Annotated in this window: 18 protein-coding genes and 1 pseudogene; 15 read left to right on the top strand and 4 right to left on the bottom strand. The window is 67.9% G+C overall.

The window, feature by feature from the left end:
- The first annotated feature begins 8 nt into the window (after positions 1–8).
- From BJY22_RS17375 to BJY22_RS17430, 12 genes are all read left to right on the top strand, one after another.
- Positions 9–803, top strand: a complete 795-nt coding sequence (locus tag BJY22_RS17375; protein ID WP_167208046.1) for an RraA family protein — start codon at positions 9–11, stop codon at positions 801–803.
- 29 nt (positions 804–832) lie between these two features.
- A complete protein-coding gene (locus tag BJY22_RS17380; RefSeq protein ID WP_167208048.1) occupies positions 833–2,692 on the top strand; it encodes a right-handed parallel beta-helix repeat-containing protein in 1,860 nt (619 codons plus the stop codon).
- A 5-nt stretch (positions 2,693–2,697) separates the two neighbouring features.
- A complete protein-coding gene (locus tag BJY22_RS17385; RefSeq protein WP_167208050.1) occupies positions 2,698–4,536 on the top strand; it encodes a right-handed parallel beta-helix repeat-containing protein in 1,839 nt (612 codons plus the stop codon).
- A gap of 6 nt (positions 4,537–4,542) precedes the next feature.
- Entirely contained in the window at positions 4,543–6,408 is a 1,866-nt protein-coding gene (locus BJY22_RS17390; protein ID WP_167208052.1) for a right-handed parallel beta-helix repeat-containing protein, read from the top strand.
- Positions 6,409–6,423: 15 nt separating this feature from the next.
- Positions 6,424–7,185: an SDR family NAD(P)-dependent oxidoreductase gene (locus BJY22_RS17395; protein ID WP_167208054.1), complete on the top strand. Its 762-nt coding sequence runs from the start codon at positions 6,424–6,426 to the stop codon at positions 7,183–7,185.
- Complete coding sequence (locus tag BJY22_RS17400; RefSeq protein ID WP_167208056.1) at positions 7,182–8,369, top strand: CaiB/BaiF CoA transferase family protein; 1,188 nt, start codon at positions 7,182–7,184, stop codon at positions 8,367–8,369. Before BJY22_RS17395 ends, BJY22_RS17400 begins: the two co-directional genes overlap by 4 nt.
- Complete coding sequence (locus BJY22_RS17405) at positions 8,366–9,439, top strand: extracellular solute-binding protein (RefSeq protein ID WP_167208057.1); 1,074 nt, start codon at positions 8,366–8,368, stop codon at positions 9,437–9,439. The genes BJY22_RS17400 and BJY22_RS17405 overlap by 4 nt, the downstream gene beginning before the upstream one ends.
- Positions 9,432–10,229, top strand: coding sequence for an enoyl-CoA hydratase/isomerase family protein (locus tag BJY22_RS17410; protein WP_167208059.1), 798 nt, complete (start codon positions 9,432–9,434; stop codon positions 10,227–10,229). The genes BJY22_RS17405 and BJY22_RS17410 overlap by 8 nt, the downstream gene beginning before the upstream one ends.
- A 3-nt stretch (positions 10,230–10,232) precedes the next feature.
- Positions 10,233–11,171 carry an MBL fold metallo-hydrolase gene (locus BJY22_RS17415; RefSeq protein ID WP_167208061.1) on the top strand — a complete coding sequence of 313 codons (939 nt, stop codon included), beginning with the start codon at positions 10,233–10,235 and terminating at the stop codon, positions 11,169–11,171.
- A gap of 335 nt (positions 11,172–11,506) precedes the next feature.
- Positions 11,507–12,370, top strand: a complete 864-nt coding sequence (locus BJY22_RS17420; protein WP_167208063.1) for an ABC transporter permease — start codon at positions 11,507–11,509, stop codon at positions 12,368–12,370.
- A gap of 121 nt (positions 12,371–12,491) precedes the next feature.
- A complete protein-coding gene (locus BJY22_RS17425) occupies positions 12,492–13,403 on the top strand; it encodes a carbohydrate ABC transporter permease (RefSeq protein WP_167208065.1) in 912 nt (303 codons plus the stop codon).
- A complete protein-coding gene (locus BJY22_RS17430) occupies positions 13,400–15,016 on the top strand; it encodes an extracellular solute-binding protein (RefSeq protein WP_167208067.1) in 1,617 nt (538 codons plus the stop codon). Before BJY22_RS17425 ends, BJY22_RS17430 begins: the two co-directional genes overlap by 4 nt.
- A 75-nt stretch (positions 15,017–15,091) precedes the next feature.
- On the opposite strand, the gene BJY22_RS17435 is transcribed toward BJY22_RS17430, so the two are convergent.
- The gene (locus tag BJY22_RS17435; RefSeq protein WP_167208069.1) at positions 15,092–16,312 is read right to left on the bottom strand and encodes an SGNH/GDSL hydrolase family protein; all 1,221 of its coding nucleotides are present in this window, start codon (positions 16,310–16,312) and stop codon (positions 15,092–15,094) included.
- Positions 16,313–16,520: 208 nt separating this feature from the next.
- On the opposite strand from BJY22_RS17435, the gene BJY22_RS17440 reads away from it, so the two are divergent.
- Positions 16,521–19,037, top strand: coding sequence for a DEAD/DEAH box helicase (locus BJY22_RS17440; protein ID WP_167208071.1), 2,517 nt, complete (start codon positions 16,521–16,523; stop codon positions 19,035–19,037).
- Here BJY22_RS17440 and BJY22_RS17445 read toward each other — a convergent pair.
- Complete coding sequence (locus BJY22_RS17445) at positions 19,024–19,308, bottom strand: MFS transporter (protein WP_167208073.1); 285 nt, start codon at positions 19,306–19,308, stop codon at positions 19,024–19,026. The two genes, BJY22_RS17440 and BJY22_RS17445, sit on opposite strands and share 14 nt — an antisense overlap.
- Here BJY22_RS17445 and BJY22_RS42445 point away from each other — a divergent pair.
- Both BJY22_RS42445 and BJY22_RS43300 read left to right on the top strand, forming a co-directional pair.
- Positions 19,211–19,546, top strand: a complete 336-nt coding sequence (locus BJY22_RS42445) for an ABATE domain-containing protein (protein ID WP_272954824.1) — start codon at positions 19,211–19,213, stop codon at positions 19,544–19,546. The genes BJY22_RS17445 and BJY22_RS42445 overlap by 98 nt on opposite strands.
- 12 nt (positions 19,547–19,558) lie before the next feature.
- Positions 19,559–19,639: pseudogene (locus BJY22_RS43300) on the top strand (CGNR zinc finger domain-containing protein); the annotation flags it as partial.
- A 39-nt stretch (positions 19,640–19,678) separates the two neighbouring features.
- On the opposite strand, the gene BJY22_RS17455 reads toward BJY22_RS43300, so the two are convergent.
- Together BJY22_RS17455 and fabV are read right to left on the bottom strand one after the other, a co-directional pair.
- On the bottom strand, positions 19,679–20,137 hold the full coding sequence (locus BJY22_RS17455) for a GNAT family N-acetyltransferase (protein ID WP_202891157.1): 459 nt from the start codon (positions 20,135–20,137) through the stop codon (positions 19,679–19,681).
- On the bottom strand, positions 20,134–21,315 hold the full coding sequence (gene fabV / locus BJY22_RS17460) for an enoyl-[acyl-carrier-protein] reductase FabV (RefSeq protein ID WP_167208077.1): 1,182 nt from the start codon (positions 21,313–21,315) through the stop codon (positions 20,134–20,136). The genes BJY22_RS17455 and fabV overlap by 4 nt, the downstream gene beginning before the upstream one ends.
- Positions 21,316–21,337 lie beyond the last annotated feature (22 nt).

Below are 21,337 nucleotides of genomic sequence, written 5' to 3' on the forward strand. Positions count from 1 at the left end.
GGAGACATATGAGCAGCACGGAACAAGCTCCGGTGACGCCGGTCTGGGACCTTCCGGTGCGCGGCGACAACCCGCCGGCGCCGGATCCCGAACTGCTGTCGCGGCTGTCCGAGATCGGGTCGGCCACCGCCTGTGCCCGGTTGCACAACCAGGGCATCCGCCGGACCTTCGTCGACGGTCCGACCAGCATGTTCCCCGGTAAGAAGGTGGTCGGCCGCGCGCTGACCCTGCAGTTCATGCCGCAGCGTGAGGACATCGCCGACGGGCAGAGCCAGGAGTACATCGAGCGCAGTACGGCGCTGTGGGCCGTGCTCGACGAGATCCAGCCCGGCGACGTCCTGGTGGTCCAGGCCTACGGCAGCCACACCACAGGCTGCTTCGGCGACATGCTGGTCCGCTACTTCAAGCTCCGCGGCGGCGCCGGCATCGTCGTCGACGGCCGGATCCGCGACGTACCCCGGGTGTCACAGCTCGACGTCCCGATCTGGTCGACCGGAGCCACCCCGCACTACGCGTCCCAGTCCGAACTGTTCCCGTGGGCGTACAACGTCCCGGTGGCGGTGGGCGGCGTCCTCACGCTGCCCGGGGACCTGGTGCTCGCCGACGACGACGGTGCCGTCGTCGTACCCCGCCGTCGCGCCGAGTCCGTCATCGAGGCGGCGGCGGAGCACGACGAGTGGGAGAAGTTCAGCCGGCGCCGCATCGACGAAGGCGCCCCCCTGCGTGACTACTACCCCCTGAACGAGAAGACCCGTCTCGAGTACGAGCGCTGGCGCAGCCAGAACGGCAACGCCGGCGACTGACCTCCCCCCGAGAGAGGACCCCGCCCAAAATGTCCAAGAGAACCAGGCGTACGGCGTTCAGCGTCGGCGCCGGGGTGGTCGCGGCTGCCCTGGTGACGGTCGCCGCCATCCAATTCAACGCCCAGCCCGCCGGTGCGGTCGACTGCAGCAACTTCTGGGTCGCGCCCGACGGCGACGACTCCGCCAAGGGTACCGAGAACGAACCGTGGAAGACGGTCACCCGGGCCCGCGACGAGATCCGGGACAAACAGCTCAACGACCGGATGAACTGCGACATCACTGTCAACCTGAAGGCCGGCGACTACCCGGTCCCGTCCACCATCGACCTCGACCAGCGCGACTCCGGGAAGAACGGCCACCGGGTCGTCTACCGCAGCGCCGACGGCCCCGGCAAGGCGAACCTGCAGGGCGCCGAGGAGCTCACCGGCTGGACGCCGACCCAGAACGGCATCTTCAAGACGAAGTTCGACAAGTCGAAGCCGTTCTACACGCTCTTCGAGGACGGCAAGCGCGCCACCAACGCCCGCTACCCGAACCGGGGCACCGACGACACCTGGTCGCCGTACATGACGTCGATCCTCTACGAAGAGGACAAGATGGACGTCCGCAACTGGCTGTGGGGCACCCCGGGTGACTGGGACCCGAGCTGGGACATGAGCCAGGCGTCGGTCACCATCTGGTCCGGTGGTTCCTGGTCGTGGTTCACCGACACGATCCCGTTGCTGGACACCAACTTCAGGAAGACGCAGACCACGCTGAAGCACTGGACCCGCTATGCCATGGTCAACAGCCGTGGTGGTTCTCGCTACTTCTTCCAGAACTCGCTGAGCTTCCTGGACCAGCCAGGTGAGTACTACGTCGACTTCAAGGCCGGCGAGGTCTACTACAAGCCGCGGGCCGGGAGCATGGACGGCGTCAAGGTCCTGCGGCCGACGGTGAAGACCGTGCTGAACCTGGCCGGCAAGTCGCCGGACGACCGGCTGCGCGACGTCACGTTCGACGGTCTGGGTGTGCAGTACTCCGACTTCGTCACCTGGTACCGCAACGGCTGGGTGGCCAGTGGTGACGCGGGACTCGAGCACAAGTACCCGGAGTACGACCGGCAGATCGAGATGCCGCGGAACCGGTTCGGCGCGATCACGCTGACCAACACGAGCAACATCGACCTGAGCCGGCTGCGCCTGTCCGACACCGGGTTCACCGGGATCTACATGCTGTTCGCCAACGACCACACGAAGATCACCGACAGCCTGCTGGAGAACATCGGTGCCGACGGCATCAAGGTCGAGGGCGGCTGGCCGGGTGAAGGCGACCTGAGCAACCACCACACGATCTCGAACGTGTTCATCGACCACATCGGTGAGCTGGTCCCGGGTGACTCGGCCGGCATCGAGCTGATGGACACCGGCAACAACACCATCCAGAACATCCACGTCCAGCACAGCGCCCGCTACGGCATCAGCCTGGAGTCCCGGCCGGAGGTGAAGGACGGCGAGCAGTACACGAGCGGCAACACGTTCAAGTACATCAAGCTCGAGCAGACGGGCCTGGACAGCGGTGACATGGGCGCGTTCTACACGTACGGCGTCGAGAACCAGGATCCGCACCCGGTGCAGAACACCGTCGACCAGTTGGTCATCGGTGACGTCATTCCCGACCCGTCGATGCCGGACGCCGGTGGCACCCGTGGTGTCCACATGGACGCCGGTGGCTGTGGGTTCGCCTTCAGCAACGTGCAGGTCGGCAAGGTGACGGACCAGAAGTACCAGTCGTACCACTGCAACCAGGTAACGAACGCCGACTGGGTCGAGGGCTTCGACGCCTCGAAGATGGAGTACGACAAGATCGGCGTGCTCCCCACGTTCCCGTACGACGTCGCGGGCCGGTGACTCCGATGTCACGTTTCGCGGCGGGAGTACTCGCAGGCCTGGCCCTGCCCGCTCTTGTCCTCGGAGGCGGGGTGGCGGCGCGAGCCGCCGCCCCGGCCGGGCAGGACAACTGCAGCTCGTTCTGGGTCGCCACGGACGGCGACGACGGTGCCCCCGGAACCGAGTCGAAGCCCTGGAAGACGATCGAACACGCACGGGACACCTTGCGGATCAGGGCCCATGCCGGGTGCACGCCGGTGGTGAACCTGCGGGCCGGCACCTACCAGGTCGACAAGACGATCAGCTTCGACGACCGCGACTCCGGGGTGACCTACCGCAGCGCCGACGGTCCGGGCAAGGCGGTCCTGGACGCGGGACGGGAGGTCACCGGCTGGACGCCGTACAAGGACGGCATCTTCAAGGCGAAGGTCGACATCGACCAGCCGTTCTACACGCTGTACGTCGACGGCGAGCGGGCGACCACCGCGCGGTACCCGAACCGGCGGTCCGACGAGGAGTGGGCGCCGTACCTGAAGTCGGTCCTGATCGAGCCGGAGAAGGAGGCCATCCGCGACCAGGTGGGCTTCACCGAGGGCGACTGGAACGAGACCTGGAACCTGGGCAGCTACACCGACTGGCCGGCGCAGGTGATGATCTGGTCGGGCGGATCGTGGAGCTGGTTCACCGACACGGTGCCGATCAAGAACCCGGACTGGAAGGACAACAAGGTCACGCTGGACTACTGGACCCGGTACGCGATGATGAACTCGCGGTCCGGTTCGCGGTACTTCGTCCAGAACTCGCTGGACCTGCTCGACGCCGAGGACGAGTACTACCTCGACTGGGCGAACAAGGAGCTGTACTACAAGCCGCGCGGCGGCACGATGGACGGCAAGCGGGTGCTGCACCCGACGCAGACCCAGGTCCTGTCGCTGGCCGGTGCGACGCCCTCGCGGCGCCTGCACGACATCACGTTCGACGGTATCGGCATCGCGAACACCGACTTCATGCAGTGGTACCGCTCGGGGTGGATCAGCGCCGGTGACTCCGGACAGAAGCACAAGTACAAGGAGTACGACCGGCAGATCGAGATGACCCGCAACCGGTTCGGCGCGGTCACACTGACCAACACCCGCAACGTGAACCTGACCGGGCTGCACCTGCGCGACACCGGATACCACGGCATCTACATGCTGTCGGCCAACGACCACGTGACGATCGCCGACAGCCTGCTGGAGAACATCGGTGCCGACGGCATCAAGGTGGAAGGCCCGTACCCGGGTGAGGGCGACATAGCGAACCACAACACGTTCACCAACCTCTACATCGACCACGTCGGCGAGCTGGTGCCGGGCGACGCGGCCGGGATCGAGCTGATGAACACCGGGAACAACAAGGTCTCGCACGTCGTCGTGAAGCACAGCGCGCGGTACGGCATCACTCTCGAGGCCCGGCCGGAGGTGAAGGACGGCGAGGGCTACGCGCTCGGCAACGAGTTCTCCTACATCCGGCTGGAGGAGACCGGCCTGGACAGCGGTGACATGGGTGCGTTCTACACCTACGGCGTCGACAACCAGGAGCCCCATCCGGTGCGGAACACGGTGAAGCAGATGGTGATCACCGACGTGATCCCGGACGCGTCGATGCCGGACAGCGGCACGCGAGGTGTGCACATGGACGCCGGCGGGTGCGGGTTCAGCTTCTCCGACATCGAGGTCGGGACGGTGACCGACGACAAGTACCAGTCGTACCAGTGCAACCAGGTGACCAACGCGAACTGGGCGGCGGGCTTCGACCAGGGGCGGATGGAGTACGACAAGATCGGCGTACTGCCCTCCTTCCCCTACAGCGTGGAAGGGCGGTGAACTGACATGTCGACACGTTCAGGACTGCTGATCGGGCTCGCGGTCGGTCTGCTCGTACCCGCGGCAGTCGTCGGCGGCTCGGCGCTGGGAGCCGATGCGGCACCGGCCGCCGACCCCGCCTGCAAGTCGTACTGGGTGTCTCCCGACGGGGACGACACCGGAGCGGGGACGGAGCGCAAGCCGTGGAAGACGGTCGAGCGTGCCCGCGACGTCCTGCGGACGACGGGGCATGCCGGGTGTACGGCGGTGGTGAACCTGCGGGCCGGGACCTACCAGGTGGACAAGACGATCACGTTCGACGACCGCGACTCCGGGGTGACGTACCGGAGCGTGGACGGTCCGGGTAAGGCCGTCTTCGAGGCGGGGCGGAAGGTGACCGGCTGGACGCCGTACAAGGACGGCATCTTCAAGGCGCCGGTCGACATCAGCCAGCCGTTCTACAGCCTGTACGCCGAGGGGCTGGGTGTATATAAGGGGGCAGCGACGACCGCGCGGTACCCGAACCGTGCGTCCGACGACAAGTGGGCGCCGTACCTGCGGTCGATCCTGTTCGACCCGACCAAGGAAGCGGTGCGCGACCAGCTCGGGTTCAACACCGGCGACATCGACCCGTCGTGGGACCTGCGGCTTGGTACGTCGTGGCCGGCGCAGGTGACGGTGTGGTCGGGCGGCTCGTGGTCATGGTTCACCGACACGATTCCGATGCTCGACATCAACTTCACCAAGAAGCGCACCACGCTGGTCTACCCGGCGCGGTACGGCTTCATCAACTCCGGCGGCGGCTCCCGGTACTTCGTGCAGAACTCGCTGAGCCTGCTCGACCAGGCCGGTGAGTACTACCTGGACTACCCGGCGAAGACGCTGTACTACAAGCCGCGCGGCGGCACGATGGACGGTGTCACGGTCTACCGGCCGACGCAGACGCAGGTGTTCTCGATCGCCGGCGCCTCCGCGAACCGGCGGGTGGAGAACCTGACCCTCGACGGCCTGACCATCCAGCACACGGACTTCATGGACTGGTACCGGTACGGCTGGAACGGGACGGGTGACTCGGGTTTCAAGCACAAGTACCCGAAGTACGACACCCAGATCGAGCTGCCGCGGAACCGGTGGGGCGCGATCACACTCACCAACACGCGCGGCGTCAAGCTGACCAGGCTGCACATCCAGCAGACCGGGTTCACCGCGATCGAGTTGCTGTTCGCCAACGAGAAGACCACGGTGTCGGACAGCCTGTTCGAACACCTCGGCAACGACGGCATCAAGGTCGAGGGCGGCTGGCCCGGCGAGGGCGACGTTGCCCACGACAACCTCTTCACCAACAACTACATCCACCACATCGGCGAGCTCGTCCCCGGCGACTCGGCCGGCGTCGAGATCATGAACAGCGGCGGCAACGAGGTCAGCCACACCGTCGTCGAGCACGGCGCGCGGTACGGCATCAGCATCGAGTCGCGGCCGGAGATCCCGAACGCCGACAACTACACCGGCGGCAACACCGTCAAGTACGTGCGGTTGTCGCATCTCGCGCAGGACAGCGGTGACACCGGTCCGTTCTACGCGTACGGCGTTCGCAACCAGCCGCCGTACACGCCGGACGCCGAGGTGTCGCAGATGATCATCGACGACGCCAACGCCGATCCGTCGATGCCGGACGCGAAGCCGTACGGCGTGCACATGGACTTCGGCGGCTGCGGGTTCGCGTTCTCGGACATCAAGGTGACCAACACCGAGAGCGACCCGTACCACGGGCCGTCGGCCGGGCCGTGCGACACGTTCTCGAACGTGAGCTGGGAGGCCGGGTTCGACGACTCCAAGATGCAGTACGACCGGATCGGCGTGCTGCCGTCCTTCCCCTACGAGAAGCCCTGAGGTTCCCGGAAAGACATGGATACGGAAAGGTTTGCAGGCAAGGTCGCGCTGATCACCGGAGGTGCCTCCGGGATCGGCGCGGCCACCGCCCGCCGAATCGCCGCCGAGGGCGGCACAGTCGTCATCTGCGACCGCGACGCCGCCGCCGCCGAGCGACTCGCCGCGGAACTGAACGGTGAGGCGTCCGCGGCTCGGGCGTTCGAGTTGGACGTGACCGATCTGGAACGGACGCTCGAGGTGGTCGCCGAGGTGGGGCAGGTGCACGTGCTGGTGAGTGCGGCCGGGGTGGACGTCTGTGACACGGTCCCGAACACGACCCCCGAGCAGTGGCGGACGATTCTCGACGTCGACCTGACCGGCGTCTACAACTCCTGCCGCGCGGTGCTGCCGGGCTTCGTCGAGCAGGGCGGCGGCGCGATCGTCACGATCTCGTCGGCGATCGGCACCGTCGGCGAGCGGAACCGGTCGGCGTACTGCGCGGCGAAGGCCGGCGTGGAGAACCTGACCCGCGCCATGGCCCTCGACCACGGAGCAGCCGGCGTCCGCGCGAACTGCGTGGCGCCCGGCCTGATCGACACGCCGCTGATCCGCAACGGCAAGGTCGGCGGCGAGGACGACCCGGGCGCGATGCAGGCGATGGTCGACCGGCACCACGCGCTCGGCCGGATCGGCCGCCCCGAGGAGGTCGCGGCGGCGATCGCGTTCCTGGCCAGTGACGACGCGTCGTTCGTCACCGGTGCGGTGCTGCCGGTCGACGCGGGATGGACGGCGCAATGAACATCCTCGGCGGCTACCGGGTGCTGGACGTGTCCGTGGCGATGGCCGGGCCGCTGGCCGCGATGCGGCTCGGCGACCTCGGCGCGGACGTCGTCAAGGTCGAGCCGGTGACCGGTGAATGGCAGCGGCACACGGCCGCCGGTGGTGCCGCCGGCAACGAGGTCAACGCGTCCTTCCTGTCACTGAACCGCAACAAGCGCAGTCTGGCCGTGGACCTCAAGTCCGAGGAGGGCCGCGAGCTCCTGTACGAGCTGGTGCGCACGGCGGACGTGTTCTTGCAGAACTACCGGCCTGGTGTGGCTGCGCGACTAGGCGTCGACTACGAGACCCTGCGTGCGCTGAAGCCGTCACTGGTCTACGTGTCGATCTCCGGGTACGGCGAGAGCGGTCCGTACGCCGACTGGCCTGGACAGGACCTGCTGGTGCAGGCGATGAGCGGTGCGCTGTTCAGTGCCGGTCGTCCGGACGAGCCGCCTGTTGCCGCGCCGTACTTCCTGGCCGACGCGGTCACGGCGTACACCGCCTTCGAAGGTGTGCTGGCCGCGTTGCTGCACCGGGAGCGGACAGGTGAGGGGCAGCTCGTCCAGGTGAACATGCTGGATGCGGTCATCGCCCTGCAGATGCAGGAGCTGTCGGTGCACACCGTCGGCGGCGTACCGCAGACGCGGTCGGAGGAGGTGCACGCGCACAGTTACATCCGTGCGCCGTACGGAATCTTCACCACCGCCGACGGGTACATCTCGCTGGCGTTTGCGAACCTGCCGGTGCTGGCCGAAGTACTGGATGCGCCGCAGCTGGCCGGTCTGGATGCGGAGCGGGACGGGTTCGCCCGCCGGGACGAGATCGCCGCGGCCGTGTCGACAGCGCTGCGACGAGAGACCGCCGAGCACTGGATGCTCAAGCTGCGCGAGCGGGGCGTGTGGTGCGGTCCGGTGCTGTCGTACGACGACCTGCGCACGGATCCGCAGGTGCTGCACAACGAGTCGTTCGTGACGTACGAGCACCCGACCGAAGGCACTGTGACGACGCCCGGGTTCCCGTACCGCTTCAGCCGGACGCCTGCCGACGTACATCGACCTGCTCCACTGGTCGGTGAGCACACGAACGAGCTGTTGACGGAGCTCGGCGTATCGCCGGCGAAACGACAGGCGCTGCTGGAGAAGGGCGCAGTGGTGGCGCCGTGACCGTCCAGCTACGCGGACTGACCTGGGACCACCCGCGGGGCTATCGGCCGTTGGAGGCGTTCTCGCACCCGGACGTTGAGGTGGTGTGGGAGCGGCAGCCGCTCGCCGGGTTCGAGTCGACGCCGCTGGTGGAGCTGGCGGAGCAGTACGACCTGCTGGTGATAGACCATCCCGGACTGGGTGCTGCGATCGAGGCGGGCGCGGTACTGCCTGTCGATGATGTGTTCTCGCCGGAGGATCTGGCGTTGTGGGAGTCCTCTGCGGTGCAGCCGACGTGGGAGAGCTACCAGTTGAACGGGCGTGGGTGGGCCCTACCGTTGGACGCCGCCACACAGGCCTGTGTCTATCGGCCGGGGTGCATGCCGACGCCGCCTTCGAGCTGGTCTGATTTCCTCGGACTGACTGGTGTCGTGTTATGCGTCGCTGGGCCGCACGCAGGGCTGATGTTGTTGGGGATGGCGGGGGATCGCACTGGTGAGCACCTCCTCCATCCGCGGCGTGCTGTTGAGGCGCTGGAGTTGCTGCGCGCGGTGTGGAAGCGGAGCGACCAGAGTGTCGCCGGCCTCGACCCGATCGGTATCCACGAGCTGCTCGTCGCCGGCGAGGCAGTCTGCTGTCCACTGGTCTACAGCTACGCGTACTACGGTCACACGCTCGCCTGGTCCGCCGCGCCGCGGCTGCGACCGGATGATGCGCTGGGCAACGGCACGCTCGGCGGGACCGGTCTCGCGATCACTCCGCGGTCCTACTCGAAGGTGCTCGCGGTAACGAAGTACGTGCGCGGTCTGCTCGACGTACGGACGCAGCTCGAGGTGGTGTCCGCGGTGGGCGGGCAGTCCGCGACCGCCGCGGTGTGGGAGTCGTCGGCGGTCGACACGGCGTGGAACGGGCACTACTCGGCCACGCTCGGGACGCTGCGCGCGTCGTACATCCGGCCGCGGTTCGACGGCTGGATCGGGTTCCAGGACGAGCTGGCCGAGCGGGTGCGGGAGCTGCTCGGCAACGACGACGATCCGGGGCGCGCGGTCGACCGGATCGAGGACGACTTCCGGAAGGTGCGACATGGATGACGGGCTGGATATCGGGCTGGATGGCGGGCGGGTCCGCTTCGAGCAGGACGGGTACGTCGGCCTGCTCACCCTCGACCGGCCGGCGAAACTGAACGCGGCCACCCGGTCGATGAGCGCCGAGCTGCTCGAACTCATCCCGCGCATCGACGAGGACCCGTCGATCCGCGCGGTCGTCGTGACCGGCGCGGGCGACCGGGCGTTCTCGGTCGGCAGCGACATCGGCGAGCTCGACCGGTACGACGGTCCGTGGCACTTCCGGAACCGGCGCGACTACTGCGACGCGCTGCGCTCGCTGCGCACACCGGTCATCGCGGCGGTGAACGGCTACGCGTACGGCGGTGGACTGGAGCTGGCACTGTCCTGCGATATCCGGCTGGCGTCGGCGACCGCGAGCTTCGCCGCGGCCGAGATCAAACTCGGCTGGATCGGCGGCGGGGGAGTGACGGCGCTGCTCGCGGCCTCGGTTCCGGCCACCGACGCGGCGGCGATGCTGCTCACCGGTGACCCGATCGACGCCGTCGAAGCGCTCCGGATCGGACTGGTCAGCAAGATCGTGGCCCCCGACGACTTGGTGCCTACGGCAACCGAGCTGGCGCAGCGGATCGCGTCGCGCCCACCGGTCGCCGCAGCGGCCGCGAAGGCGAATCTCCGGGCGGCCTGGTCGATGGGCCTGGAGGCGGCGATCCAGTACGAGCGCGAGCTGCAGGCCGTTGCGCTGGGCACCCAGGACGCCGCCGAGGGGCGAGCGGCCTTCGCGGAACGACGTACCGGAACCTTCGAAGGACGGTGAGCTGTGGCTGACGAGATCGCGCCGGGAATCCACCGGCTGGCGACGGACTACCCGCACGTGTGCGGACTGCCGCTCTGGTTGCACGTGATCGACGCGGGGTCGGAGCTGGTGCTGCTGGACGCCGGCATCGCGTCGACCCCGGAGTCGTCGACGGCACCCGAGTTGGCATCGCTCGGGCTGGGGCTGCCGGATCTGACGTTGGTGGTGAACAGCCACGCGCACCCCGATCACATGGGCGGCAACGCCGTCCTGCGGAGACACAGCGGGGCACGGTTCGCGGCGCCGGCGTTGGAGGCCGGGTGGCTGGAGGACAACGAGCGGCTGGTGAACGAGCTGTGGGGCTCGGACCCGGACGCGATGGCGCTGTCCGACGCCGAGCGATCCGAGTTGTTCGAGATGCTGGACGAGCGGGTGCGGATCGACGTACTGCTGCGCGACGGCGATCGGCTGCCGGGCGAGCGGCCGTTGCAGGTGATCACGACCAGCGGGCACAGCCCCGGCCACATCGCCGTACTGGACGAGACCTCGCGGACCCTGTTCACCTTCGACGACGTCCAGGGCCGGGGTCGCCCGTACCTCGACAGCTCGCTCTGGCTGGCGCCGCTCTACACCGACGTCGAGCGGTACACCAACGGACTGACGCGGCTCCTCGCCCTGGACTTCGACCTGCTCGTGCCGTCCCACGGCGACGCGATCGACGCGACCGCCGGCCGGAAGCTGATCGAGGAGAGCCTCGACTGGGTGACTGCCGTCGATACGCTCACCGCCGGACTGCTCCGGACCCGCGGTTCGCTGACTGTCCGTGAGCTGGCCGACGAGATCGGCACCGAGCTCGGGGCGTACGGCGGCATCAATCTGCAGACCGTCCGGATGGCCCGGGCGCACCTGGAACACCTCGCCCTGCGCGGCGGCGCCGAGCCGCGCTGGCACCACCGTCCGTGAGGCTGAGACTCCGGATAGCGTTCATTTTCCGCAAAACACACCGGTAAGGGTTTGCCGGGCCTCGCAAAATACGACATGGTCGAACGCAGGAGAACGGAAAGCGCTCTCCAGTGAGGGAGCGACGGCATCGACCCTGGGAGTGTCGCGTGGCTCAAACAGACGGAGTTCTCAGCCCGCAAACCCACCGAAAGCAGGCCGCAGGGCCCATCGACCGGTCCGGTGTGACCGGCTCCGGACCACCGGGCACGGCTACGGACAGTAGATCGGCGCCGCGGCCGGGCGGCAAAGGGCTGTCGTGGTGGGCGCGGGCGCGCCGGGACAAGGTGCTCCTGCTGATGGCTCTGCCCGGGCTGGTCCTCCTGCTGGCCTTCCACTACCTGCCGCTGCTCGGGAACCTGATCGCCTTCCAGGAATACCTGCCGTTCGTGCCGCTCGGCCGCAGTGCGTGGGTCGGGCTGGACAACTTCGCGGTGATCTTCAACGGCGACGCGGAGTTCCTGAACGCCCTCAAGAACACGCTGCTGATCACGATCGTCCAGGTGATCTTCGTGTTCCCGGCGCCGATCGCCCTGGCGCTGCTGCTGAACAGCCTGCTGTCCGAGCGGATCAAGCGCGTCGTGCAGTCGGTGCTGTACCTGCCGCACTTCCTGTCCTGGGTGATCGTGATCGCGATCTTCCAGCAGATCCTCGGCGGCAGCGGGCTGATCAACAACTTCCTGCGCGAGCACGGGATGGGCACCATCGACTTCCTCGGCAACCCGGACGGCTTCATCGCGCTGCTCACCAGCCAGGTGATCTGGAAGGACACCGGGTGGGGGACGATCCTGTTCCTCGCGGCGCTGACGCAGATCGATCCGGGGCTGTACGAGGCCGCGCGGGTCGACGGCGCCTCACGCTGGCGGCAGCTGTGGCACGTCACGGTGCCCGGTATCCGCGGGCTGATCATCCTGCTGCTGATCCTGCGGCTCGGTGACTCGCTCACAGTCGGGTTCGAGCAGATCATCCTGCAGCAGAACCTGGTCGGCAGACCCGCGAGCGAAGTACTCGACACGTACGTCTACAACAACGGCGTACTGGCCGGCCAATGGGGCGTGTCCGCCGCAGTCGGCCTGGTGAAGGGGCTGATCGGCGTCGCCCTGGTGATCGGCGCCAACAAGGTAGCCCACATCTTCGGCGAGGCGGGGGTGTACAAGAAATGAGCTCAGTGCATTTGGCCGGGCCTCCGGCGCCGGCGGGGTCCTGGGGCTTTGACTCCCGGTCTTCCCTCGTCGCTCCGGTCGCTTCGCTCCCTCCGCTCCTCAGTCCAGACCGGGAGGCCCCATGACCACGTCAACGAGCGTTGTGAAACAGAAGGGCATCGACGACGGTCCGGCGATGCCGGCGCGGGTTGTCAAAGGCGTCGTACTGCTGATCTGCTGTGCGGTCGTGATCGTGCCGTTCATCGGCGTGATCTCGACCAGCATCGCCAGCCAGGAACACGTGACGAACTCCGGCGGGTTCGTGCTCTGGCCGGACGCGCTGAACCTCGACTCCTACAAGACGATCTTCAACGGGGGAGTGGTGCAGCGTGCGCTGATGGTCAGCTTCGTCATCACCCTCGGCGGCACGCTGATCAGTCTCGCCGGGTCGACCATGCTCGCCTACGGGCTCAGCCGGTCCGGCTCGTTCGGTCAGCGGCCGATCCTGCTGATCGTGCTGTTCAGCATCCTGTTCAGCCCGGGGCTGATCCCGAACTACCTGGTGGTGAAGGAGTTTGGGCTGCTCGACTCGTTGCTGGCGCTGATCCTGCCGACGGCGATCAGCGGGTTCAACGTGATCGTGCTGCGCTCGTTCTTCATGGGCATCCCCGACTCGGTGCTCGACTCGGCGCGGATCGACGGAGCCGGGGACTTCCGGATCTTCTGGTCGATCGTGCTGCCGCTGTCGCGCGCGGTGCTCGCGGTCGTCGGGCTGTTCTACGCGGTCGGGTACTGGAACGCGTTCTTCAACGCGATGCTCTACATCAACGACACCGCGAAATGGCCGTTGCAGCTCGTCTTGAGGACGTACGTCATCAACAACACCGAGCTGAGCGCCGGTGACCTCGGTGGCGCGTCGGCCGATCAGCTGCCGCCGCAGGAGTCGATCCAGATGGCGATCCTGGTGGTGTCGCTGGTACCGATCCTGATCGTGTACCCGTTCCTGCAGCGCCACTTCGCCAAGGGCATGCTGACCGGGGCGGTGAAGGGATGACGATCAGGAGAAGAACGTTTCTGGGCGGGTCGCTCGCCGCGGTCGCGACGGCCGGCGGGTTGAGCGGCTGCGCCACGGTGACCCGGTCGACCGACATCGCGGCGCTGAACAAGCCGGTCGCGTTGCCGACGTACAAACGCTTCGAGGGACCGAAGCCGGACCTGCCGCGGAGTCATCCGTTGATGCCGGACTGCTTCTACAAGTTCCCGGAGCGTCCGGTCAAGGCGACCGACGGGGCGCCGGGCGACGGTACCGACGTGACGGGCTCGGCGCCGACGTCGAACCCGATCCCGCCGACGGCCGACCGCAACCCGTACTGGCAGGAGCTGAACCGGCGGCTCGGGTCGCCGCTCGGGTTGAACATCACCTCGGCGGCCGACTACCCGAACAAGTTCGCCACGGCGGTGGCCGGCGACACGTTGGGCGATGTGTTCAACGTGGACAGCGGATTCGCGTACCTGCCGCAGTTCCTGGAGGCGCGGGCGCAGGACCTGACCGAGTACCTGTCCGGGGACGCGATCCTCGAGTACCCGTTCCTGGCGAACGCGCCGGAGGCCTCGTGGCGCGGGTGCGTGTTCTCCGGCGGGATCCGGGCGGTGCCGATCCAGCGCGGCATCATGTCGTCGAACACGTTGCTGGTGCGGCAGGACCTGCTCGACCAGCTCGGCGTCGAAATCGGTTCGCCGACCGTCGACGAGCTGGTGAAGGTGGCGAAGGCCGTCACCGACGGGAAGAAGAACCGGTGGGCCTTCGCGGTGCCGCCCACCGCGTCCGTGAGCGCGATGCTCGGGCTGCCGAACGGCTGGGAAGTGCGCGACGGGAAGCTGGTCCACAGCCGGGAGCTGCCGGAGCACAAGGAGCTGCTGGTGATCACCCGGCAGCTGGTGAAGGACGGCCTGATCCATCCGGACGGGGTCGCGAAGGCCAACCAGAAGGTCTGGTTCACGCAGGGGTCGGCGGTGATGACGCAGGACTCGTACTCGTCGATCCAGAGCTTCTACCGGCGGGCGACGAACAAGAACTTCAGCATCACGATCCCGGTGCCGCGAGCTGCCGACGGGAAGGTCGGGCGGGTGCTGCTCGGGTCGCCCAACAACTCGATCGCCGCGATCCGGCCGAGTTCGCCGGAGCGGACGAAGACGCTGCTGCGGATGCTGAACTGGTTCGCGGCGCCGTTCGGGACGGAGGAGTACCTGTTCCGGAAGTTCGGTCTGCCCGGGCGGCACTACACGCTGAACGGCACCGATCCGCAGCTGACGAAGGACGGCGGGAGTGAGGTGTGCCTGGGTGAGTTCCCGGTGCAGTACCTCGCCGACGGGCCGTATCCGGCGTACTTCCCCGGTCATCCCGAGGCGGTCGACAACCTGTACAACCACCTCGAGTCCGTACTCCCGACAGCGATCCTGTCCCCGACGTACGGCCTCTACTCACCCACCCAGTCCACGAAGGGCAAGGTCCTCGACACCCGCATGGACGCCCTCACCAAGGACATCCAACTGGGCCGAGCCGACCTCAACGCGTGGGACGAAGCAGTAGCCAACTACCGCAAATCCGGCGCCGACGCCATCCGCGACGAACTGGAACAAGCCCTAGCCATCAAGGGCGCCAAGTAGCTGGGTTGCCCTCTCGAGTGGAGGGTTGCCCCCTGGGATTTTCAGGGGGCAACCCTCCACCTCGGTGGGCAAGCGCTAGTTGCAGCGGAGGGTGTCGAGGTCGGGGGCTTCGCCCATCGCCTTGTTGCCGGCGTCGTTCGGGTGGAGGCCGTCGCCGCCGTCGTACGCCGGTGCCAGACGCGACGGGTTGGCCGGGTCGCGCGTGGCCGCGTCGAAGTCGACGTACCCGTCGAACTCACCGCTGGACCGGATGAACGTGTTGACGGCCTGCCGGATCGCCTCCTTCTCCGGCGTGTACACGAACGAGCTCCCCATCGGCGTCAACGTCCCGCCCACGATGCACCGCCCCGACGCGTGCACCCGAGCGATCAGCTGCCGGTACCCGGCGATCAACTGCTCCGTGCTCGCCCCGGCATAGATGTCGTTGATCCCCTCCAGCACCAGCACCGTCCGTACGCCGGGCTTCGTCAGCACGTCCTTGTCGAGCCGCGCCAACGCACTCGGCCCGGCGCTCCCGGCCTTCGCGATCCCGCCGAGCACCCGGTTCCCCGAGATGCCCTCGTTGGAGATCGCCAGCCGCGCCGGATCCGGCAGCTGCGCGTACCGGGCCGCGAGGATGTCCGGCCACCGCCGGTTGGTGTCGATCGTCGTACCGACCGACGACGTGATCGAGTCGCCGAGCGTCGCGACCGTCGCCACGTCCCGCGTCGCCTCGACGATCGCGGCGTTCAGGAAGAACCACGCCGAGGACTCCGTCTGGTACGCCGTACTCGACTCGTCGGCCGCGTGATCGCCGGATGTCGACTTGTAGCTGTGCTGCATCGCCCGGTTGTGCGCGGTGATCACGCCCGTCGACCCGACCACGTGCAGGCTGACGGTCAGACTCGTCAGCGCCGGCACCGTCCCGGGCAGCGGATCACTGATCGCCATCGCGCCCGGCGGGATCGTCACCGTCGTACTGCCGCCGAACGTCAACCGCCGGCTGGACCCCGGCACCACACTCGCACCGCTGTCGTGCCGGCCGACGTACACCGAGTCCGACACCAGCGGCTGATCCCCGTTCGCATTGGAGATCCGGATCCGCAGATCCTTTCCGCCGACGCTCGTCCGCAGGATGTTGCGCACCGTCATGTCGCTCAACGTCCCACCGGCGATGTCGTCCGCCGCACCCCAGGTCGTGACCAGCCCACCTCCTTCCGTCCTGACCTGCTCGTCGGGCCCGGCAGCCACCAGACCCGCCGCACCCATCACCGTCACCAGCAAACTCGCGCCCACCCGGCGCCACGAAAGTTTCATGCCCATCAAGTCATCGCTGAATAGACATGCTTGCAATCGTTTGCACTGACGCTGTCGCCGAGCGGTCTGAATCGTGAGCCGAGCGGTTGGGGCCCGAGCGACAGGAGGTGTCGGCTGCTGACCGGTGCCGTCCCGCCTGACGCGCCGGCGGCCGGCTATCGGAGGGCAGTACCTCCTGTCCTTCGGGCCCAAGGAACAATGGGCAGTGATGACGCTGACCGAGAAGTTGCCGGGGACGACCGAGCCTGACGATCTGTTCGATGCCTTTCAGGGGTGGGTGACGGGGCAGGGGATCTCGTTGTACCCGGCGCAGGAGGAGGCGTTGATCGAGGTGATGACGGGGTCGAACGTGATCCTGTCGACGCCGACCGGGTCCGGGAAGAGTCTGGTGGCGACCGGTGCGCACTTCGCGGCGATGGCGAACGGGCAGCGGACGTTCTACACCGCGCCGATCAAGGCCCTGGTGTCGGAGAAGTTCTTCGCGCTGTGCGACGTGTTCGGAGCGGACAAGGTCGGCATGCTGACCGGTGACGCCGCCGTCAACGCGAGCGCTCCGATCATCTGCTGTACGGCGGAGGTCCTCGCCAACATCGCCCTGCGTGAAGGCACCGCAGCGGACGTCGGCCAGGTGGTGATGGACGAGTTCCACTTTTACTCCGAGCCGGACCGCGGCTGGGCGTGGCAGGTGCCGCTGCTCGAGCTGCCGAAGGCGCAGTTCGTCCTGATGTCCGCGACCCTCGGCGACGTCGAACGGTTCAAGATCGACCTCTCGCGACGGACCGGCCGCCCGACCGCGATCGTGGCGTCCGGCGAGCGCCCTGTGCCGCTGATCTACAAGTACGTCACCACGGCCCTGCACGAGACCCTCGAGGAGCTCCTCACCACCCACCAGGCCCCGGTGTACGTCGTGCACTTCACCCAGGCGGCCGCCCTCGAACGCGCGCAGGCGCTGATGAGCATCAACGTCTCCTCGAAGGAGGAGAAGGAGAAGATCAACGAGCTGATCGGCCACTTCCGGTTCAGCAAGGGCTTCGGCCGGACGCTGCAGCGGCTGGTGAAGCACGGGATCGGCGTGCACCACGCCGGCATGCTGCCGAAGTACCGGCGGCTCGTCGAGCAGCTCGCGCAGGCCGGTCTGCTCAAGGTCATCTGCGGCACCGACACGCTCGGCGTCGGCATCAACGTCCCGATCCGGACCGTCGTCCTCACGGCGCTCAGCAAGTACGACGGACGTCGCCAGCGGATCCTCAAGGCGCGCGAGTTCCACCAGATCGCGGGCCGCGCGGGGCGGGCTGGGTACGACACCTCCGGCACCGTCGTCGTCCAGGCCCCGGATCACGTGGTCGAGAACGTGAAGGCGCTCGCGAAGGCCGGTGACGACCCGAAGAAGCAGCGCAAGGTGCAGCGCAAGAAGCCGCCGGAAGGGTTTGTGACCTGGGGCGAGGACACGTTCGACCGGCTCGTCGCGGCCGAGCCCGAGGCGCTGCAGTCCCGGATGCGGGTCAGCCACGCCATGCTGCTGAACGTCATCGCCCGCGACGGCAACGCGTTCGAGAGCATGCGGCACCTGCTCCGCGACAACCACGAGGAGTCCCGGGCGCAGGTCCGGCTGATCCGGCGGGCGATCCAGATCTACCGCACCCTCGTCACCGCCGGCGTCGTCGAGCGCCTCGACGAGCCCGACGAGAACGGCCGGTTCCTGCGCCTGACCGTCGACCTGCAGAAGGACTTCAGCCTCAACCAGCCGCTGTCCACGTTCGCCCTGGCCGCCCTCGACCTGCTCGACCCGGCGGACCCGTCGTACGCCCTCGACGTGGTCTCGATCATCGAGGCGACGCTGGAGGATCCGCGCGCGGTCCTCTGGGCGCAGGAGCACCACGCCCGCGGCGAGGCGGTCAACGCGATGAAGGCCCAGGGCATCGAGTACGACGAACGGATGGAGCTGCTCGAGGACGTCAGCTGGCCGAAACCGCTCGCTGAGTTGCTCGAGGCAACGTTCGAGATGTACCGGCAGACGCATCCGTGGATCGCGGACACCGGGCTGTCACCGAAGGCCGTCGTCCGGGACATGTTCGAGCGGGCGATGACGTTCGGCGAGTTCATCGGGTACTACGGGCTCGCGCGCTCGGAGGGCGTCGTACTGCGGTATCTCAGCGACGCGTACAAGGCGCTGCGGCAGACCGTGCCGCCGGACAAGGTGGACGAGGACCTGGCCGACCTGATCGAGTGGCTCGGCGAGGTCGTACGGCAGACCGACTCCAGCCTGCTCGACGAGTGGGAGGAACTGACCAACCCGACCACCGAGGCTGAGTTGACCGGAATTGGGGTCGCGCCGACGCCGGCAGGCCCGCGCCGGATCACCTTGAACACCAGGGCCTTCCGGGTCCTGGTGCGCAACGCGATGTTCCGCCGCGTCGAGCTCCTCGCCCTGCACCGCTGGGCCGAGCTCGGCCAACTCGACGCCGACGCCGGCTGGGATGCGGGCCGCTGGGCCGAGGCCGGTACGGCGTACTACGCCGAGCACGACGTCGTCGGTACCGGCCCCGAGGCGCGCGGTCCCGCACTGTTCCTGATCGAGGAGCACCCCGGCTACTGGGAAGTCCAGCAGATCATCGACGACCCCGAAGGCAACCACGACTGGCGCATCTCGGCCACCGTCGACCTCACCGCCTCCGACGAGGCCGGCGAACTGGTCCTCGAGCTGGTGTCGTTCAAGCCGCTGTAGTCACCGGGGTGTCGAGCGTCCGTACCTCCCGGACGAACATCGGGAGCGCGGACAAGGCCATGCCGACGGTGCCGACCACCACAGCAGCGGTGGTGCCGAAGGTGCTGCCCAGGACGCCGCCGAGCGCGGCACCCACCGGGAGCACGCCGAAGGTGAAGGCACGGTAGGCGCCGTTGCTTCGGGCAAGGGATGTCCGCGGGATCAGGAGCTGGCGAATCGTCACCGACAACACGTTCGCGCCGCCCAGCCCGACGCCGGCGGCGAACTGCACGAGGCCGAGGGTCCTCGTCCAGGACCTGGTCAACACCGTCGACCTGGAGATGGAACGCGACACGCTCGCGACGCCCGCGGAGCTCGGCACGTTCTGTGCGGCCCACGGGCTGCCTGGGCTCCGGTTCGACGCGGCCGGCCTGGAGCAGGTGCTGACGCTGCGGGAAGCGGTCCGTGACGTGTGCCAGGCGCAGCCACGGCTCAAGGCCTGTGCCGCCGACACCTGCCGATGGGTGTAATACGACCGGAGCCCGGCCGGCCGCAGCCGCTGGTGCACGATGTCGATCTGCGGCTCACGCAACAAGATGCGCGCGTACCGCGCCCGCGGTTAGGCCTCGCAGTCAGATCCGATCCGCCTCAGGGCGAGCAGTTCAGAGGACGAGCTTCATCCGCGGGGCGGACGTGCCGGTGAAGCCGAGGTTCGTGTAGAGGCGCTGTCCTGCCGGTGTGGCGCTCAGGTCGACGCGATCGGCGGTGATGGATCGGGCCCAGTCGACGACATCGTGCACGAGCCGCGTCCCGTAGCCGCGCCCGCGGTACTCGGGCAGGGTGATGACGTTCGCGAGCCGCACCGTGCGGCCCCTGATGCACTGGGGAGTGGGAACCCCGAGTTCGAGCGTGCCGATGGCGGTCGCGACAAGCCGGCCACCGACCTCGATCACCGGGAACCGCGCAGCGCCGGCGTCGTCGACGAACCGCGTGAACCACCCACGCGCGTGGTCCGTCCACTGCGCCTGGTCGGCGTCGTCCTCGAACACGAGAGCCCAAAGGCGCACCAGCTGATCGACGTCGGTCGCGTTCGCCGTCCGCAGTTGGTCTGTGGCAGTCACGACTCGACGGTGCCCGTTGGCCACTCCACGTCGACCTCGGTCTCGGCCGCGTAGTCCACGTTCGGTACGTCGAAGCCGTACAGTCGGCGTACCTCGTTGAAGAACCAGGCGGCGTCGGCGACCTCGGCGATGTTGTTCTGGGTGACCGATTCCCACTGCGTCCGGACGGCGGACTGGACGTCGTCGGACAGCTCCCAGCGGTCGAGGCGGATGCGGCCCTCGTCGTCGAGGTCGAGCGGTGCCTTGCCGGTGAGCTGGTCCCACAGCGCGATCGACTGCTCGATCGGGGTCTGCAGCTCGGTGACCTTGTGGAGGAGGCTGACGTACAGGCCGATGCCCGGGATCGCGGACGACGCCTGCGTGACGGCCGCGCCGTTCACCGAGGTCATCGCGGTCACGCCGTCGGCGGCCAGCTTCAGCGCGGTCTGCTCGAGGTCCGCCTTGGCCGCCCCGATCGAACCCTGGCGATAGAGGGGGCCGGTCAGCTCGGAGCCGATGTACGTGAGAGCCACCGTGTTGAAGCCCGGCTTGAGCAGGTCGCGCTCCTGCAACGCGGTGATCCAGCGGGACCAGTCCTCGCCGCCCATCACCTTCACGGTCTGCGCGATCTCGTCATCGGTGGCGACCTCGATGCCGACCTCCTGCAGGACCGGCGCACCGTCGTCGAACGCGAGGCTCTTCGTGGTGTGCTCGGCGCCGATCGCTTTCAGCACCGACTGGTACGTCTCGCCGGTGCGCGGATCGACGCGACGCGGCGCGGCGACGCTGTAGACCAGGTGGTCGATCCCGCCGAGCTGCTCGGCGACCAGGTCGAGCACCTCGTCCTTCGTGGTGTCCGCGAAGGCGTCCGCGTTCACGAAGTTCCACGAGCGACCCAGCTCGGCCGCCAGCGCGGCGGTCTCCGCGGTGCGGTACCACCCGGCGGTCGCCGTACGACGAGCCGTGGCGGCCTTCTCGAAGCACACGCCGATTCCGTCGATGCCGTACCGCGCCAGACCCGCGATCGTCGTCGCGAGCCCGTAGCCCGAACTCGACCCGATCACAAGCGCCGTACGACGTTCCGGCGTACGCCCCTCGACCTGCGCCGCCATGTCCCGGACCACCTGTGCACACCCGGCCGGGTGCGAGTCGAGGAACAGGAAACCCCGGCCGACCGGCCGCACCACGCGCTCACTCATGCGCAAGACCCTAACCCGGCAG

The sequence above is a fragment of the Kribbella shirazensis genome (assembly GCF_011761605.1).
Lineage (GTDB): Bacteria > Actinomycetota > Actinomycetes > Propionibacteriales > Kribbellaceae > Kribbella > Kribbella shirazensis.

Bases quoted from the DNA above. Each gene is read 5' to 3' on its own strand.
- BJY22_RS17380 (WP_167208048.1), top strand. From the start codon at position 833: ATGTCCAAGAGAACCAGGCGTACGGCGTTCAGCGTCGGCGCCGGGGTG.
- BJY22_RS17375 (WP_167208046.1), top strand. From the start codon at position 9: ATGAGCAGCACGGAACAAGCTCCGGTGACGCCGGTCTGGGACCTTCCG.
- BJY22_RS17400 (WP_167208056.1), top strand. From the start codon at position 7,182: ATGAACATCCTCGGCGGCTACCGGGTGCTGGACGTGTCCGTGGCGATG.
- BJY22_RS17420 (WP_167208063.1), top strand. From the start codon at position 11,507: ATGGCTCTGCCCGGGCTGGTCCTCCTGCTGGCCTTCCACTACCTGCCG.
- BJY22_RS17440 (WP_167208071.1), top strand. From the start codon at position 16,521: ATGACGCTGACCGAGAAGTTGCCGGGGACGACCGAGCCTGACGATCTG.
- BJY22_RS17390 (WP_167208052.1), top strand. From the start codon at position 4,543: ATGTCGACACGTTCAGGACTGCTGATCGGGCTCGCGGTCGGTCTGCTC.
- BJY22_RS17385 (WP_167208050.1), top strand. From the start codon at position 2,698: ATGTCACGTTTCGCGGCGGGAGTACTCGCAGGCCTGGCCCTGCCCGCT.
- BJY22_RS17435 (WP_167208069.1), bottom strand. From the start codon at position 16,312: ATGAAACTTTCGTGGCGCCGGGTGGGCGCGAGTTTGCTGGTGACGGTG.
- BJY22_RS17395 (WP_167208054.1), top strand. From the start codon at position 6,424: ATGGATACGGAAAGGTTTGCAGGCAAGGTCGCGCTGATCACCGGAGGT.
- BJY22_RS17425 (WP_167208065.1), top strand. From the start codon at position 12,492: ATGACCACGTCAACGAGCGTTGTGAAACAGAAGGGCATCGACGACGGT.
- fabV (WP_167208077.1), bottom strand. From the start codon at position 21,315: ATGAGTGAGCGCGTGGTGCGGCCGGTCGGCCGGGGTTTCCTGTTCCTC.
- BJY22_RS17410 (WP_167208059.1), top strand. From the start codon at position 9,432: ATGGATGACGGGCTGGATATCGGGCTGGATGGCGGGCGGGTCCGCTTC.
- BJY22_RS17430 (WP_167208067.1), top strand. From the start codon at position 13,400: ATGACGATCAGGAGAAGAACGTTTCTGGGCGGGTCGCTCGCCGCGGTC.